Raw genomic sequence first — 17,417 nt, forward strand, 5'->3', positions numbered from 1 at the left:
GAATCAGATTATTATATTGATTAATACATAATTAATAAAAAGGACTTATAATTTTTATTGTAAGTCCTTTAATTTTTATTTAAAAAAGTATTTTTAATTATACTAATAATCATTGTTAAAGATAAAACGATAGTAGCTATTATAAGAAATATATTTAAAATATTTGATACACTTGGATTTACAGTATTTAAAGATTTTACTATAACTAGATAAACACCTACAACTCCTCCAAACATACCATATAGTTTTAATCTATTTAAATACTCTTTAGCAAAAGAATTAAATACATCATGTATGTTTTTTGGATTCATATTATCTATTTCTTCTTTTGTAATAGAAGAAAAATCTATTGAATCAATAATCAAATTAATATCATCTTTGGCTGAATCTATAATTAAATTCAAAAAATAATATTTCGTTTTATCATCTATAATATCAGGAAGATCATTTCTTAATTTAGATAATACTTTTTTTAATTCTATAAATGTTAATTTATTTATTAGGTCATTTGATTCCAGCTTATTAAGTACATTAGTAAGTGATTTCATTAAATTATCTTTATCTATAAAATTATCATCTTTTACAGCATAAAGCAGAAAATTATCCAAATGCTCTTTAGAATATTTTAAAACATCTTCAAATACATCATCAAAATATTTTTCTATATTTATAACATCTTTCATATTTCTAGGATATAAAATATTTCCTAAATAATTCTTAATCTCTATAGAAATATTCCTGCTGTAATTATAAATATTAATAAATAAATCTCTTATAAATTTATGTAAATCATCATCGGTATTACATAAAAAAGAATCTATATACTTTTCCATTATCTTATAATCTATATCATTTATAGCCAATATAAATACTTTATCTGCTACTTTATATATTAAATTTTGATTATTATCTATAACATCATCTAAATATTTCCTTAAACTGTTATATTCATATAATCTTTCATTTCCAAATATATATGAAATATTTTTAGATAAAATATTATCATCTAAAAATTTAAAAATAATATCCATAAAATCATTTCTTATATCATTAATAAAAATAGGAAGTTTATTATTTATTAAATTAAGTATTATTTTATCAGTTAAATCTATAACAAAATCATTTTTCAAAGGAACATTTTCTATAACCATATCCCTAATTTCATATCTATTATTATTCAAAGACTCATTCAATTTTCTATTCATCATAGAAAAAATAAATTCATTATTTGATCTTATAAGATTAACTATTTCTCCGTCAAACATTTCCTTTATTTGTTTACTACTCTTTTTGGATATTTCATTATCAAGCAAATCTATTATTATACTAAATATTCTATCTCTTACAGATTGAGAATTTACAGCCTTTATAACATTGGGAACAATTATATCTTTAAATCTATTTAAATCTTTAGAATTATTTCTTACTATATTTTGTATAAAAGTCTTTAAAGGGATAAAATTAATATTTTTTAAAATTGATTCCATCAGTATAATAAAAATATTATCTATATTGCCGTTTATATAAGATATCATAGATTTCCTGTTATTTTTATTATTTTTTATAATATCCAAATAATTATTCTTTATTAAACTATTAACAAAATTATATTTTATAGAATTAATATTTCCTGATATAATATTATTTATACTTGAAAATATATTTAATTTGTCTATTTTATCATCTTCAAGCATATAATTAAAAAATGTTTTATAATTATCTCTTATTAAATTATTTTCTATATCTTCTTTATTACCAATAATTTCAAATATACCCTCTTTTTCCATTAATCTGTCATTAACGAAATTAGACATAGAAACAGCAAATCTGTTTTTCTCACATGCCACAGCACCCCAAAATACTTTTTTCTTTATTCCAAATAATGGTTCATAAGGCTGAAATATAGAATAAATAGCCAGCACATTCGTTATTAAACCTATCAATATATAAACTAATGGCTCTATTATATAATTTAATATTCCCAAAGAACTATTAAATGAATTAGTAGGTAAAAAATATGCTGTTGCTAATCCAAATAAAGCGCCTAATAAAGCCCCTAATATATTTATAGGCTCCAATTCTTTACCCATAAAATCATTGGCCATAGCTGCTATCTCATCTTTATTAAGCTTGCCCATATTGTTTTTGATAGTCTTTATTACAATGGAATCTATTATATTAGAAATAAAGTTTTTTTCTTTTTCTATAAAACTTACAACTGAATTATAAGAATTATTATATAAAAAATCATCTATCTTGCTTTCTTTTTTTATAATCAATTCATTTATATTTAAATTGGAATATTTATCTATTAATTCTTCAAGTAAATTAAATAATGATTCTATTATAGAATCAAAATCATTGATAAAGTCATATAAGGTATTATTCTTATACTTACAATAAATACCATATAAATATTTTTTTATACTTGATTTATTTTGATTAATTATATTTATGATATTATCAATTTTAATTTCTTTTATATTAATAGAATCAATTTTTCCAAATAATGAACTCCTAGCCTTATTCACAGATTCATCTAAATTTGATACTATATAATCAATAATCTCTTTTTCCAAAAAACTATATAGATTATCTATCATATTAGAATCAACAAAAATATTTATTTTTAAATTGAAAAATTTTTCTATCCAAGAATCAGGAATTTCTTTTATATTAAATATTATAATATCTTTTGCTATGTTTTTTATATTATCTATATTATTTACATTTTTTAATATATCCGATATTTTTGTTTTATTCAAATAATTCATTATATCATTTGTAATTGCTTTTATTACCTCATCAACATTATCCTTGTATTTTTCTATATATTCAATAACTTTCTGTACAATTTTATATCTAGCTGATATATCCTGTAAAAATACATTTCTAATGATTTTAACTGTCATCTGAACAAACAATCCATCTATCTTTTCTATCTCTTCATCAACAGCACTCTCTATAATAGAATCTAATCTTGATTTATTTTCATTTATTATAGGTATGATAATATCTATAAATTTAGGTAAAATATCTGCAAGAATTAGCTTAAGCCTATTTGCTATATTATGATTTAATAATTCATATACGGTTTTATCAGTATTTTTTAATTTTATATAAAGCTCTTCTATAATTTCATCAAGAAGATTTTGAAATTCATTATTTTCTGATAATTTATTAATAATAATTTTTATCTCTTCAGTTTCATATACTGGAAATAAATCTTTTATTTTGTTATTAGATAATGATAATAAAAAACTGCAAAAACTTTTTTTTATATCTGAATACTTTATTATATATTTTATTAATGATATTGTTTCTCTTTCTATTTTATTTTTGTTATCATTATATTTATAAGCAAATATTATATTATCTAAAATTTCTTTTAATATTGTTTTGTATTTATCATCATTTTCATTATATGCTTTATATATTATCTCATTAATTGTTTTATTATCAGAAATATATACAATAAAACTATCAGCTAAATTATTAATAATATTATTGGCTTGATTATCATCTATTATTTCTGACAATTTTATATTTTGAGATAATTTTTCTAATATAAATGATATACTTTCATTTGTATTTGTTTTGCTCCAATTAATAATATTTTTCTTAGTTTCATTGAAGCCTATTATATTTTTTATCTTTATAGAAGTTTTTAATATTAATTTATCCTTTAATTTTTTAAAAAACTCTATTATATTATTTTTAAATTTGTCCTTTTTTATTTCAGCATATATTGAATTATAGTTTATAATTTTTTTAGAAACCATTTTACTGATTTCATCTATAAAACTATCTTTTTTCCTTGCTATTATTCCATTATTAGAGAATAACTTTTTTAATGCGACAGTATTAGTATAATAACCAGATACAGCACCAAGAAAAGCACCAAATATTAACTGAAGCAATAAATCCATTTTCCCCTAAAAATTAATTATTTCTCAAATGATTCCAATTCTTCACAAAGTTTTAAAAAATCTTCATAAACTGTTATAGATTGTAAAAATCTTAAATCAAGCATGTATCCAGAATCAATATGTTTGAAAAATTCAGCATCCCAAAGCTCCGTTTGAATAAAACCTTTTTTGTAATCATATTTATAAGGTTCAAATTTGAATGGATAAGCTCTGAAATATTTAACTTTAGCAAAACATAATTTATATATCCTAAATAATATTCCAATAGTATCATTTCTATTAAAAAATTTATCTGTAAATACTAAAGTTTTATGAGAATTCTCCTTTTCCTGATACCAAGCATTATTCTCCTTTTTAAGATCATATTTTTTTATTATATTCTCCTTATCTGATGAATAAAGTGAAGTAAAATCATAATCATATCTCACTTCTTCATTACTATACTCTATATTATCGCATGCTATATAAAAAAAGCTGTTTGTATCATCCGGCTTCATCTTTATCATTATAGAATATTTATCATTTATTATATTTTTATAACTGCTATTAATATACTTTATATCATCATCATTACATACATAAAACACATCATACTCATTAGGACATGCATTAAAATATTTAGAACATTGAACAAAACTAGCATTCTTGAAAATGATTTCTATGCTATGATAACAGCTTAAATCATTGCTGCCTATAATATGCAGGTCTTTTTCATAGTTAGAAATCATAAAATCAAGCCACATATTATCCTTTATTGAATCATTTATACCTTTTATTTTGTTCGTTATATCCATAAAATTAATATTCTCTATATAAGATTTAAACTCAGCCTCCATATATTTAAAATTTATAAAAGCAACCTTATCATCATGCTCCAAAACTTCTATATAAATAGCATCATTTTCTATAAAATAAAAAAGATATTTTCTGTTATCATTAAATAATAAATATCCGTTTTCTGTTTCTTTTATTTCAGCATTCAGATTAGATTTTATGTATTTCATTAAAGAAAACATTGCTCTCTTATCATCAGCTGCATTGTTATAAAGTATTTTTAGTAATTTGTTTTTCTCATCTAAATATGCTATTTTATACATTTTTTACATCCGATTTTTTAATTTGTAATTATACTATTATAGTATAAAAATACTATTTTTTAAAGTAATAATTTATTTAAGGAACTTTTTTATTTTTTATTCGTCTAAAAAGCTAAATAAGATATGTTATATGGAGGCATTAATGATTTATGAAAAAAATTGTTATTATTTTGTTATTTGCTTTTTTTAATATGTATAATTTATATGCTGATGATAATTACAAAATAAATGATAATTCATTAAAAGTTTTAAAAGATGCTGGAATAACAATAACCAAAGAACAAAAAGAGAATATCATTACAATAGTAAAAAAATATTCTTCAGATGCTAAAAAGATTTTATATGAAATAAAAAATATAGACTCAAAACTTAATAATGAATATAAAAAAGTTGACGTTAATTTAGAAATAATAAAAGAATTAATGTTTGAAAAGAAGAGAAAAGAAGCCGATTTTGATTATCTTATTATGTCATGTGATTTGGATATATTGGAATTATTTTCAGATATTGATATAAAAAAGATTAAATATTACATTTTATTTAAAAAATAAGGGAACTTTTTTCGATTATTGTCGTCTAATATATAAAATACAATAAGATGATATGAGAGATGGGCGTATTTAAGGAGAAATCGTGTATATGAATAAATTGTTTTATAGTATATTTTTAATATTAGTACTGTCTTTATCGCTTTTTGGTCAGCCTGGTCCTAAAGGTCCTGGTCATCATGGTCCAAGACATAGAGGCGGTCCTCAATTTGAGAAAAGATTAGGACATGATCCTTTACAGTTTTTTAGAAAAATAGGTATAGTACTTACAGATGAACAAGCTGATAAAATGTACGATATAGCCATTAATTTTATAACACAAGAAGAACCTATTAGATTGGAAATAGACAGAATAGAAAATAGTATAAGAATGGAACTTATGAAAGAAAATGCTAATAGAAATGTATTAAAAGAATTAATAAGTAGAAAAAAAGAACAGGAGGCTTTGAGAGATTATTTGAGAATAGTCAGAGATTTGGATATAATAAACGTATTAACTCCGGAACAAAAAGCCCAATTTAATAGCAGGATGAGATAATTATAAATATGAGCGGTGTAAATATTATGGCTTATGAAGATAATATAGATGCATTTAAAATAGGCAATGAAGAAGCTTATAAAGAACTTATGGAAATGTATAAAAAACCATTATTTAATTTGGTTTATTCTATTATTTCCAATAAAGATGAGGCTGAAGAGATAGTGCAGGATGTTTTTGTAAGTTTCTATATAAAAAGAGAGAGTTTTGAAGGAAGATCAAAGATATACACTTGGCTGTACAGAGTATCTTTCAATAGAGCTGTTGACCATATAAGAAAAAAAGAAAGAGAAAAAAAATACAGACTAAAAGAATATAGGACTTCTGAAGTTCAAGACTCTGATAATGATAATAGTATAAATAAAATTATACTTGCAGAAGCACTTGAAAAATTGGAGGATGATTTTCGTATACCGCTTGTTATGGCCGAATATGAAAATTATTCCTACAATGAAATCTCTGAGAAACTAGATTTGCCGGTTAATACCGTTAGAACTAGAATATTCAGAGCTAGAAAAAAACTTTTATCTATTATGAAAAAAATGGGGGTGAGCTTATGAAAAATAATCATGAATATTATGAAATGCTTATAAGCAGATATATGGACAATGATTTGGAAAGCGATGAAATTTTTGAAATGGAAAAACATTTATCTACTTGCAAATCATGCCAAAAATTTAGAGATGAACTCAATTCTATGTCATCAATACTATCAGGAAAAAAACCTATTGTAGTACATAAAAAGAGTATTTTTAATAAAAGCAAACTACCAGCATACATAGGTTCTATAGCAGCAGCATTATTATTGTTTGTAGGAATATCTATTGTTTATAATAATCCAAATTCCAGTATAAATAATGATGATACAAAATTAATTGTTTCAGACTTGAATAATTCTGTAATCAATACAAGTATAGATAATACTTTTACTGATGATGATTATACTCCATTATCAAGCTACTTTAGCTACAGCGATCAAAATGATGAAGGCGAAGAGGCAGCAACAGGTGAAATATCTATAATGTCTGCATATATATACTATATGGGAAAATAAATATTTTTAACTAGTTTTGGATAGTTTAATTACAGTTTGAGGAAGTATTTTATGTTCTTCTACTAGTATTCTTTTTTGCAATATTTCAGGAGTATCACCCTCTTTTACTCCTACCCTAGCCTGCATTATAATATCGCCGCCATCTATAGTATCAGTAACATAATGTACAGTACATCCTGACTCTTTCTCTCTATTTTTAATGACAGCCTCATGCACATGAATACCATACATTCCCTTTCCGCCATATTTTGGAAGCAATGAAGGATGAATATTTATTATCTTTCCTTCCCATTTTGATATAAAAGAACTATCAACTATAGATAAAAAACCAGCTAATACAATTAAATCTATATTTATTAATTGTTCGTCTATTTTTTTGAATAATTCAGTTTTATATAGTTTTCTATCTAATAAAACAGCCTTTATATTCGCATTTTCAGCAATATTCAATCCTCCGCATTCTCTATCAGCTATTACAATATCTATTCTATAAAAATTACTATCCTGAGATTCTATTAAAGATTTTAAATTGCTTCCGCCTCCGGAAATTAAAACAGCTACTCTAAGCATATTCCGCTCTTATCCTCATCATCATTTTTTGCTATATATCCTATTTCATAAGCATATTCATTCATAGCCTGCAAATCACTGATAATGTTATCCTTATCCTCTTTAGAAGCTATTATAACAAAACCAATACCCATATTAAAAGTATTATACATCTCTTCTTCTTTTATATTACCAAGATATTGAATATAATTAAATATTTTAGGAGTTTGAAAACTATCTTTTTTAATTACAGCCTTATATCCTTTAGCAACCGAACGAGGTACATTTTCTATTAATCCGCCTCCTGTAATATGTGCCATTCCTTTTATATTATATTTTTCTAATAATGGTAAAACTTTTTTCACATATATCTTAGTAGGAGTTAAAAGAATCTCACCTATTTTTTCACCTTCAAAAACAGCATTATAATCGCGTACTAATTTTCTTATGAGCGAAAAACCATTACTATGAAAACCAGAAGAAGAAATACCTATAATAACATCATTTTCAGAAACTTTTGAACCATCAATAATTTTATCCTTTTCTACAACACCCACACAAAATCCTGCTATATCATAATCTCCGTCTTTATAAAAACCAGGCATCTCAGCAGTTTCTCCTCCTATTAAAGCAGCTCCTGCCTCATAACATCCGTCTGCTATTCCTTTTACTATCAATGCGGCAACTTCTCCATTCAATTTTCCGCAAGCAAGATAATCCAAAAAGAAAATAGGTTTAGCACCATGACAAAGAACATCATTAACACACATAGCAACAGCATCTATTCCAACAGTATCATACTTCTTCATAGAAAATGCTATCTCTAATTTCGTTCCTACACCATCAGTTCCGGAAACCAATACCGGATTATTATATTTTCCTAATTCATACATAGCACCAAAACTACCTATATTATTAAGAACATTAGTATGCATAGTTTTGGCTACAACTTCTTTCATAAGAGAAACGGCTTTATAACCCTCTTCTCTGCTTACTCCGCTGTCCTCATAAGAAATACTCATAAATAATTCCCTCAATTTTTAATTAGTAAATAGTATACCAATATTTTTTATATTTACAATATGATTTTTAATTAAAAAAGCAATGAGTTTAAATTCATAAACTCATTGCTGTATATGCTAAAAAATATACAAATTACAATTCCTGTACTATTTCTTCAATTTTGAATATTTCAAGTACATCACCTTTTTTAATATCATTGAAATTTTCTATAGAAGCACCACATTCATAACCTGTTGCCACTTCTTTAACATCATCTTTAATACGTCTTAAACTAGATATCTTGCTTGTATACACAAGAACATTATCTCTCATCACTCTTACACCAGCATTTCTCTCTATTTTACCGCTAGTAACATAACATCCTGCAATAGTACCAACTTTAGGAACATGGAATACATCCCTAACCTCAACAATTCCAATATCAACCTCTTTTTTAAGTCTTTCAAGAGAACCTTTCATAGCATTTTGTATTGATTCTATTGCTTCATAAATAATATCATATCTTTCTATAGGTATTCCAATTTTTTCAGCGAGTTCTCTAGCCTTAGCAGAAGGACGAACCCTATATGCTATAATAATGGCATTAGATGCATGTGCTAAGTTTACATCACTTTCAGTAACAGCACCTGATGCACTATATATTGAAACGAAACGTATTTTATCACTTTGTATTTTATTTAAAGCATCTCTCAAAGCCTCAGCACTACCCTGTACATCAGCTTTTATTATAACTTTAAACTCTTTCATAGATTCAGAAGCTATTTTCTCATAAAGGTTTTCTAAAGTAACCTTAACATTAGCCTTCAAAGCTTCCTGCTGTTTTAATTGAACTCTCTTATCAGCTATAGCCTTAGCTTCTTTTTCATCTGACATAACATTAAATGATTCACCGGCTTCAGGAGTCTTTTCAAAACCCAAAACTTCAACAGGAGTAGAAGGTAAAGCTTTTGTAACTCTCTGACCTAAATCATTAACCATAGCTCTAACTTTACCAACAGAAAGTCCGCATACAAAATAATCACCTATTTTTAAAGTACCATTTTGAACTAAAACAGTACCTACAGGACCTCTTCCAGGATCAAGAGAAGCCTCTAATACTATACCGATAGCCTCTCTGTTAGGATTAGCCTTTAATTCAAGCATTTCTGCCTGCAAAATAATAGCTTCCAATAAATCATTAATACCCTGCTTAGTTAAAGCACTTACACCTATATACTGCGTATCTCCTCCCCACTCTTCTGGAGTAAGACCATACTCAGATAAAGCAGCTTTTACCTTATCCATAGTAGCATTAGGTAAATCCATTTTATTAACAGCAACTATTATAGGAACATTAGCTTCTTTAGCATGATTGAGTGCTTCAACTGTTTGAGGCATAACACCATCATCAGAAGCAACAACAAGAATTACTATATCTGTACTTTTAGCTCCTCTTGCTCTCATCATAGTAAAAGCAGCATGTCCAGGAGTATCAATAAATGCTATTTCACCGCTAGGTATTTTTACTTTATATGCACCGATATTCTGAGTAATACCGCCACTTTCTTTTGCAGTAATATTACTATGTCTTATAGCATCAAGAAGAGAAGTTTTACCATGGTCAACATGCCCCATAATTGTAACTACAGGAGGACGAGGCTTCAAATCTTCTTCTTTATCTTCTTTTATTTCAATTGTAGCTTCCTCCTGCAAAGATACTACATTAACTTTACATCCGAAATCATCTGCAATGATTGTAGCGGTATCAGAATCAATTATATCATTTACTCTGGCCATAGTACCCATACCCATAAGTTTTGATATAATATCTGATGCTCTTAAATTCATCTTTTTAGCTAAATCGCCTACTGTTATAGTTTCCATTATGCTGATTTCTTTTTCAACACTTGCAAGTCTTTGTTCCTGCTGACGCTTTTTAGCCTGCATTTTATTAAAGATTTTATTTTCTTGTCTTTGTGCTGCTTCAGCTTTGGCATCTTTTTGAGAAGACTTTTTATCATATTCTTTTTCTTTCTTCTCATAATCTCTTTTCTTATTATCTTTTTTATTGTCCTTCTTAAAAGAAGATACATCTTCCACTGGAGAAGATATAGGCAATTTATTTTCACGATTTTCTTTATGTTCTTTATTATTATTGTTGTTATTGTTATTATGAGAATAATTTTTATTTTTATTTTCTTTATTATTATCTCTATTAAAATTCTTTGTATTTTCAGAATTATTATCTTGCTTTTGAGACTCTGTATTTTCTGATTTATTATGTATTATTATTTTCTTTTTAACTATAACTTTCTTAACTTTCTTAACAGCTGCAGCAGACTGACTGTCATCATTGTTATTATTATTATTATTGTTATTATTAGATTTTTTTATAATAACTTTGGGTTTGTCAGCCTGTGAGCCTTCTTGATTTACATTTTTTTCATTATTCTCATTTTTTTGAGACATTATTTTCCTTTCCCGTTAATATTAAATTTTAATTATTTGTTCTTGGCAATAAATTATTGTCTGCTCCCTGTTGAGGTAAAGCTGCTGGGTTATTTGTACCTTGCTGAGGTAAAGCTGCATTACTATCTCCAACTTGAGGAGGTAATACACTTGCTTCTCCTAAAACTGCTGTATTTCTTTCTATTACTGCTTTATCTTTTAAATCTTGTATATCTCTTTGTACTAATTGTTCAGCATAAGCATTTTTATATAACTGAGCAATATAAGGAGCTGTTTCTGTATTATATTCTGTTATTCCATACATTTGTGCTAATTGAGGTTTAGCCTGTTCAAAAAATGCCTGAGCTTGTTCTGCTGTAGGTTCAGGTATAGTTTTAGCAGCATCTGTCATAAGTTTTTGAAGATAGTATTGTGCTTTATAATTTCTTATAGCAACATCCATTACTGATTTAGCTTCATCACTGTCGAAAAATTTTTCTTCATTAGCTTTCTTTAAAAGTAAAGCATCTCTTATAATTATTTCTGAATAATATTGTTTAAATTGATCATTATTAAGATATAAAGCCATTTGTTCTTCTGTAGCAAATTGAGATAGTAAAGAAGCTTTTAAATCTTTATTAAAATTAGTTTGATTAATTGTAAGATCATCTATTTTTAGAACCCACTCACCTTCTCCGCCTTTTAAATAGGCTAAAGCATCAGTTGATGAACTGCTTCCACTTTGTGTTTGCGAACATGCTATTACAGGCAGCGAAGTTAATATAACAAATAATAGTTTCTTCAAATTTTTTAAAGTCATAAAATTATACTCCTTATAAATAAAGAACAGTTTAATAGTTGTATAGTTTATCATATATAAATATTTCTGCAAGTAAAAACAAATAAAATTTTACTTTAATATTATTTTTTACCGGAATACATATTAATTACTAAATTAGGCAACTCTTTTTCTATAATACCATACCATATAGATTTTCTTCTTTTTAATGTTTTACTGCTCATAGCGAAATTCATAAGTTTATTATATGTTTCATTAGCCTTTTGAACATTTTGAAATATAGGAATATGATTTGCTGGAAATATTTCTGATATATTGGATTCTATATCCTTCTTAATAACAATATCATATACTGGAAGAATTTTCTCATAACCAGCACAAATACTTTCAGCATATTCCAAAACCATCTTATCAAAATCCGGTATAGTTTTTAATAATTTTATTATTAAAGCAAAAGTATCTATTGCCTCTTTATAGTTTTCTTTAACTACATAAGCTCCATTTGCTTTATCACATAAATCACATATTGTAGAGTTAGTATATCCTGATATGTAATCATTAACTTTTTCATCTATTTGGAAAGGAGGCATTGATCTTGAAACTTTGGATATCAATTCTAAGACAGCAGTAAACATTCTCTGCTTCCATAAATTTCCTTTAACACTTTTTACAAGCTCTTCCATTTCATTAAAGAAAGATTCCTTATACTTCTCATTAGGATTGAATATAGCTTCTACTATTGGAATTTCTGTACCTTTAAATGATATCATTCCATTATCATAAAAAGATATAATATTCTTTTCAAATATCTCACTTTTTACTCTGCTGTTCTCTTTAAGAAAGTTAAACTGCAAATTTTTAGTTACTATTACTTTATTTTCTTTTGGTGCTAAAGTATTCGCTCTAGCCTGCATCCTAGCAGCATTATTAATTAAAAATCCTGATAAATCCCCATCCTCTGTAATTATTAATGAACTATTTGTATTACCGCCAGATATTCCAGCACTGATTTTAAACTCAGGCAAACCTGCTGTATCAACACTAGGATAGTCATTCAATAATCTTTTTTTACTTAATACACCTATAATTGCAATGGTAGCACTTAAGGCATCCGTTGCTGTAGGGCATACCATTATTATTTCATCACCCTGTTTTCTATGAGATATAACATTATAAAATCTTGTAACTTCGCTCACTTTGTTTTGCATCAAATCATCTAAAGCATGCAGTTTAGATAAATTATTTTTATTCTCTTCGCAAAATTTTGTATAACCATGTATATCAAGCATTGCTATATAAACATCTGCTATTGATAAGCTGAGTTTTAAATCTCCAGCAAAATTATATTTAGGATTTTCTACAACAAACTGCATCCATAATTTAGGATATAGTTCTTTATCCAAATTGTTAAAAAATCCCCAATTAATTTTACGAATTAAAGCAAATAAACTCTTTAGTATTGCTTTATGATCATGAATCTTTTCAAAATTAACATTTTTAGCATAAGTAAAAAGATCTGAAAAAGCTTTTATTTCACCAGATACTATTTTGTCACTTAAATGAGCATATAATTCATATTTAGAAGTAGATTGATTGTATTCCTCTATTTTATTCACTTTTATTCTTGCCAAACCTTTTATTAAATTACCCTTAATTATTACTTTAACTTATAAATAAAAAAAATCAATACTTTAATAAATAAAATATAAAACTATGATATCTTGAAAAAAAATTAAACTATACTAAAATAAATAAAAATAATATAAATTAAATACTTATGGAAAAAATAAATAATAATTTTAACATATCAATAGCTTTATACAGACCAGAAATACCAGCTAATACTGGAAATATTGGAAGATTATGTGTAGGGCTTAATATATCACTACATATAGTGTCAAAACCATCATTTATAATAAGTTCCAAAGAGGTAAAACGTGCTGGTTTAGATTATTGGGAACATTTAAATATAATAAAACATGAAAACGAAAAAACATTTTTAGAATACTGCATTAGTAATAATAAAAGAATAGTACCTATCACAAAATTTGGAAAAAACAGATACGATAAATTTAATTACTCCAATAATGATATACTTTTATTTGGAAGAGAAAGTACAGGTTTAAGAGAATCTTTATGGGAAAATGATTTAGAAAACTCTGTATATATACCTATGAGTGATAATGTACGTTCAATCAATTTATCTAATACTGCCGCTATTATTTCTTATGAGGCATACAGACATATTTGTCTTTCTATTTAATTATTTTAATTATTAAAATTCAGAATATATAAAAAAGCCCATCAGCATATTTTATACTGACAGGCTTTATATCTACATTTGTAATAAGTCGCTTAGAAAAAATTATCCAATGATTCTCATTATAGATTGGTTTTTCATATTAGCGTTAGCTAACATAGCAGCACCTGTTTGTTGTAAGATTTGCTCACGAGTATAAGCAACCATAGCAGAAGCCATATCAGCATCACGTATAACACTTTCAGAAGCGATAGTGTTTTCAGTAGCTATCATTAAGCTTTTTACCATAGATTCCATTCTGTTTTGAACAGCACCTAATTCAGCTCTTTGAGATACTACCATTTGTAAACCTTCATCAATTCTTCCTAAAGCTTGGTTAGCAGTTTCAACAGAAGAAATAGAAATAGGAGTGTCTCCACCAACTTGTAAGTTAGCAGCAGTCATAGCACCTATGTTTATTGATACTCTTTGATCCATGTTAGCACCAATATGGAAAGTCATAGGAGTTTGACTATCAGCAGCGAAACGTCCTGTTAACATGTTCATTTTGTTGAATTCAGCTTGAGAAGCAATTCTGTCAACTTCAGCTACTAATTGATTAACTTCTACTTGAATTAAAGCTCTGTCGCTATCAGAATATATACCGTTAGCAGATTGAATAGCTAATTCTCTCATTCTTTGCATAATGTTAGTAGTTTCATTTAAATAACCTTCAGTTGTTTGAATGAAAGAAATACCATTTTGAGCATTTCTAGTAGCTTGTTGTAAACCGCGGTATTGTGAACGCATTTTTTCTGATACTGCTAATCCAGAAGCATCATCACCAGCTGTATTGATTCTTTGACCACTAGAAAGCTGAGCAATTGTTTTAGTCATTGAACTTCCAGTTAAGTTCAATTGTCTGTTTGCATTTAATGCAGAAATATTATTGTTGATAATCATAACTACCCTCCATGAATAGCGCTTAAAATATTTTTGTAATTTTTATTTTCTAAAGCCATTTATATTATGTTTTACCCTGCTATTTAGTCATCCCCTAAAAAATAGCAACATAATATTAACTTTTAATATGAGATAATTATAATACCTTTTAAAAAAAAAGTAAAGACTAAATTTTTATAAAAAAATTCCGATAGCACAATTTTTACTATACAAACATACAATTATATTGCTGTTTTAAGGCTTTTAACTTATACTATATAAAACTTAGTTATATTTTTTATTCTAAAAGGAACTATAATCTTATGAAATATATATCAATGTTTATTGTAATAGCAATGATATTTCTATATTCATGCAGTAATGCAAAAGCAAATACCTCTAAGGGAATCAATGATAAAAAAATAAATGAAAATTTCTATTTTGATGTAAATAATGCCTATGATTATATAAAAACACAAACTGATTTAGGACCTAGAAATTATGGAAGTGAAGCACATAAAAAAGTAAGAAGTTTTTTCAAACAAGAGATATCCAATATGGGATATGAAGTTTTTAGTCATAACTTTGAAGCTCCATACATAAAAGGAAGAAACGGAGAAAATATTTATGCCTTTTTAAAAGGAAAAACAGATAACTATATAATTATAACAAGCCATTTTGACAGCCGATCTGTAGCAGAAAAAGACCCTATAGAAATTAACAGAAATAAACCAATAAGCGGGGCTAATGACGGAGCAAGCAGTAGCGGTGTTCTACTTGAGCTTATGAAAGCTTTAAAAAATTATAACGACTTGCCTTACAGTGTATGTTTTGTATTATTTGATTTGGAAGATGACGGAAATTTGTTTGATGTAGAAGGAAATTCTTTAGTAGAAACTGATTGGATACAGGGAAGCATTGCTTTTGTAAATGAAGTTATTTTAAGAGATAAAGTAATAGATAAACAAAAAATAAAATTTGGTATACTTCTTGATATGGTAGGAAGTAAAGATGCCAAATTTAAATATGAAAGTTTTGCTCATACATATTATTCATCTATATATAATAAAGTATGGCAGTATGCTGATAATTTAGGATACGGAAAATATTTTTTTGATGAACATTATGGAACTATAACAGATGATCATACTCCTTTTTTAAACGAAAGAATACCATTTATCGATGTTATAGATATGGGATACCCTTTTCATCATACAAGCCAAGATACTATAGACAAATTAGATAAAAAAACTTTGGACGCTGTAGGAAAAACAATAGAATACACAGTAAAGAACGCCGATAAAGTTTATTAATTTTCAGTCATAAACGAGCAGCTGATAACTTTAGTTGTCAGCTACTATAAAGCGAGTTTATGACTAGCAATAATAAATACACAGTAAAAAACGCCGATAAAGTTTATTAAAAGATAATAAATTTAATATAAAATTTATTTTTACATTAAAACTATTAACATAGTTATAGAAAAATGTTATAATTATTACAATTAATTCATATATTTTATAAATGAAAAATACTAAAAAAATAGGAGGTTTTTTATATGTTTGGCGGATATTTTGAATATTATTTTGGATATATATGGATACTAATTCCGGGTATACTTCTTGGTTTCTGGGCACAGATGAAAGTAAAATCTACTTATGCTAAATACAGCAGAATGGAAAATAAAAGAGGCATTACAGGAGCACAAACTGCAAAATACATATTAGAAGGATACGGTATTAATATTCCTGTAGAAAGAATAAGCGGTACATTAACAGATCACTATGACCCTTCTTCAAGAGTTTTGAGACTTTCTGAAGGTGTTTATGACGGAACAGATGTTGCTGCTTTGGGTGTTGCCGCACATGAAGTAGGACATGCTATACAGCATGACAGAGGATATGCTCCGCTTTCTATCAGAAATGGTTTTTATCCTTTATGTGCTATAGGCGATCAGTTCGGACCTTATTTAGTATTGATAGGCATTATGATAGGAGGTATGGGAGGAATTTCATATTATGTAATGATGGCAGGTATTATACTATTTGCTTTTGCTGTATTTTTCTCTCTTGTCACTTTGCCTGTAGAATTTGATGCTTCTAACAGAGCAATAAAGATATTAGACAAAGGCGGTTTTTTAGATCAAGAAGAGCTTTATGGTGCTAAAAAAGTTTTATCTGCTGCCGCTTTAACTTATGTTGCTGCTGCTGTGACTGCTATACTTACATTATTAAGACTTTTAATGTTAGCACAAAGAAGAAGAGATTAATTT

At 26.5% G+C, this 17,417-nt stretch carries 15 protein-coding genes; 7 read left to right on the top strand and 8 right to left on the bottom strand.

Annotation, left to right across the window (positions count from 1 at the left end; genetic code table 11):
* Positions 1–68: 68 nt before the first annotated feature.
* Together T324_RS0114290 and T324_RS0114295 are read right to left on the bottom strand one after the other, a co-directional pair.
* Complete coding sequence (locus T324_RS0114290; RefSeq protein ID WP_028330884.1) at positions 69–3,929, bottom strand: DUF445 family protein; 3,861 nt, start codon at positions 3,927–3,929, stop codon at positions 69–71.
* A 17-nt stretch (positions 3,930–3,946) separates the two neighbouring features.
* Positions 3,947–5,026 carry a hypothetical protein gene (locus T324_RS0114295; RefSeq protein WP_028330885.1) on the bottom strand — a complete coding sequence of 360 codons (1,080 nt, stop codon included), beginning with the start codon at positions 5,024–5,026 and terminating at the stop codon, positions 3,947–3,949.
* Between the two features lie 149 nt (positions 5,027–5,175).
* Between T324_RS0114295 and T324_RS0114300 the strand changes: the two genes are divergently transcribed.
* The 4 genes from T324_RS0114300 (at position 5,176) to T324_RS0114315 (ending at position 7,166) form a co-directional block, all read left to right on the top strand.
* Positions 5,176–5,577 carry a hypothetical protein gene (locus T324_RS0114300; RefSeq protein WP_028330886.1) on the top strand — a complete coding sequence of 134 codons (402 nt, stop codon included), beginning with the start codon at positions 5,176–5,178 and terminating at the stop codon, positions 5,575–5,577.
* A gap of 88 nt (positions 5,578–5,665) precedes the next feature.
* Positions 5,666–6,112, top strand: a complete 447-nt coding sequence (locus T324_RS0114305; protein WP_028330887.1) for a Spy/CpxP family protein refolding chaperone — start codon at positions 5,666–5,668, stop codon at positions 6,110–6,112.
* An 8-nt stretch (positions 6,113–6,120) separates the two neighbouring features.
* Positions 6,121–6,672 (top strand): RNA polymerase sigma factor, encoded by a 552-nt coding sequence (locus tag T324_RS0114310; protein WP_028330888.1) that lies wholly within the window; start codon positions 6,121–6,123, stop codon positions 6,670–6,672.
* Positions 6,669–7,166, top strand: a complete 498-nt coding sequence (locus T324_RS0114315; RefSeq protein WP_028330889.1) for an anti-sigma factor family protein — start codon at positions 6,669–6,671, stop codon at positions 7,164–7,166. The genes T324_RS0114310 and T324_RS0114315 overlap by 4 nt, the downstream gene beginning before the upstream one ends.
* Before the next feature lie 6 nt (positions 7,167–7,172).
* Here T324_RS0114315 and purN read toward each other — a convergent pair whose 3' ends face one another.
* The 5 genes from purN to T324_RS0114340 all read right to left on the bottom strand — a co-directional run bounded on the left by purN (position 7,173) and on the right by T324_RS0114340 (position 13,580).
* The gene (purN, locus tag T324_RS0114320; RefSeq protein WP_028330890.1) at positions 7,173–7,736 is read right to left on the bottom strand and encodes a phosphoribosylglycinamide formyltransferase; all 564 of its coding nucleotides are present in this window, start codon (positions 7,734–7,736) and stop codon (positions 7,173–7,175) included.
* On the bottom strand, positions 7,724–8,737 hold the full coding sequence (purM, locus tag T324_RS0114325; protein WP_028330891.1) for a phosphoribosylformylglycinamidine cyclo-ligase: 1,014 nt from the start codon (positions 8,735–8,737) through the stop codon (positions 7,724–7,726). The genes purN and purM overlap by 13 nt, the downstream gene beginning before the upstream one ends.
* 133 nt (positions 8,738–8,870) lie before the next feature.
* Positions 8,871–11,186, bottom strand: a complete 2,316-nt coding sequence (infB, locus tag T324_RS17480; RefSeq protein WP_051436864.1) for a translation initiation factor IF-2 — start codon at positions 11,184–11,186, stop codon at positions 8,871–8,873.
* A gap of 28 nt (positions 11,187–11,214) precedes the next feature.
* Complete coding sequence (locus T324_RS0114335; RefSeq protein ID WP_028330892.1) at positions 11,215–11,985, bottom strand: hypothetical protein; 771 nt, start codon at positions 11,983–11,985, stop codon at positions 11,215–11,217.
* 101 nt (positions 11,986–12,086) lie between these two features.
* Entirely contained in the window at positions 12,087–13,580 is a 1,494-nt protein-coding gene (locus T324_RS0114340; protein ID WP_028330893.1) for a hypothetical protein, read from the bottom strand.
* A gap of 161 nt (positions 13,581–13,741) precedes the next feature.
* On the opposite strand from T324_RS0114340, the gene T324_RS0114345 reads away from it, so the two are divergent.
* Positions 13,742–14,227 (top strand): tRNA (cytidine(34)-2'-O)-methyltransferase, encoded by a 486-nt coding sequence (locus tag T324_RS0114345; protein WP_028330894.1) that lies wholly within the window; start codon positions 13,742–13,744, stop codon positions 14,225–14,227.
* Positions 14,228–14,329: 102 nt separating this feature from the next.
* Here T324_RS0114345 and T324_RS0114350 read toward each other — a convergent pair whose 3' ends face one another.
* Complete coding sequence (locus T324_RS0114350) at positions 14,330–15,166, bottom strand: flagellin N-terminal helical domain-containing protein (protein WP_028330895.1); 837 nt, start codon at positions 15,164–15,166, stop codon at positions 14,330–14,332.
* A 302-nt stretch (positions 15,167–15,468) separates the two neighbouring features.
* Between T324_RS0114350 and T324_RS0114355 the strand changes: the two genes are divergently transcribed.
* Both T324_RS0114355 and T324_RS0114360 read left to right on the top strand, forming a co-directional pair.
* A complete protein-coding gene (locus tag T324_RS0114355; RefSeq protein ID WP_028330896.1) occupies positions 15,469–16,458 on the top strand; it encodes a M28 family peptidase in 990 nt (329 codons plus the stop codon).
* Between the two features lie 245 nt (positions 16,459–16,703).
* Positions 16,704–17,414, top strand: a complete 711-nt coding sequence (locus T324_RS0114360; RefSeq protein ID WP_028330897.1) for a zinc metallopeptidase — start codon at positions 16,704–16,706, stop codon at positions 17,412–17,414.
* The last annotated feature ends 3 nt before the right edge of the window (positions 17,415–17,417 follow it).

It is taken from the genome of Brachyspira alvinipulli ATCC 51933 (genome assembly GCF_000518245.1).
Classification (GTDB): domain Bacteria; phylum Spirochaetota; class Brachyspiria; order Brachyspirales; family Brachyspiraceae; genus Brachyspira; species Brachyspira alvinipulli.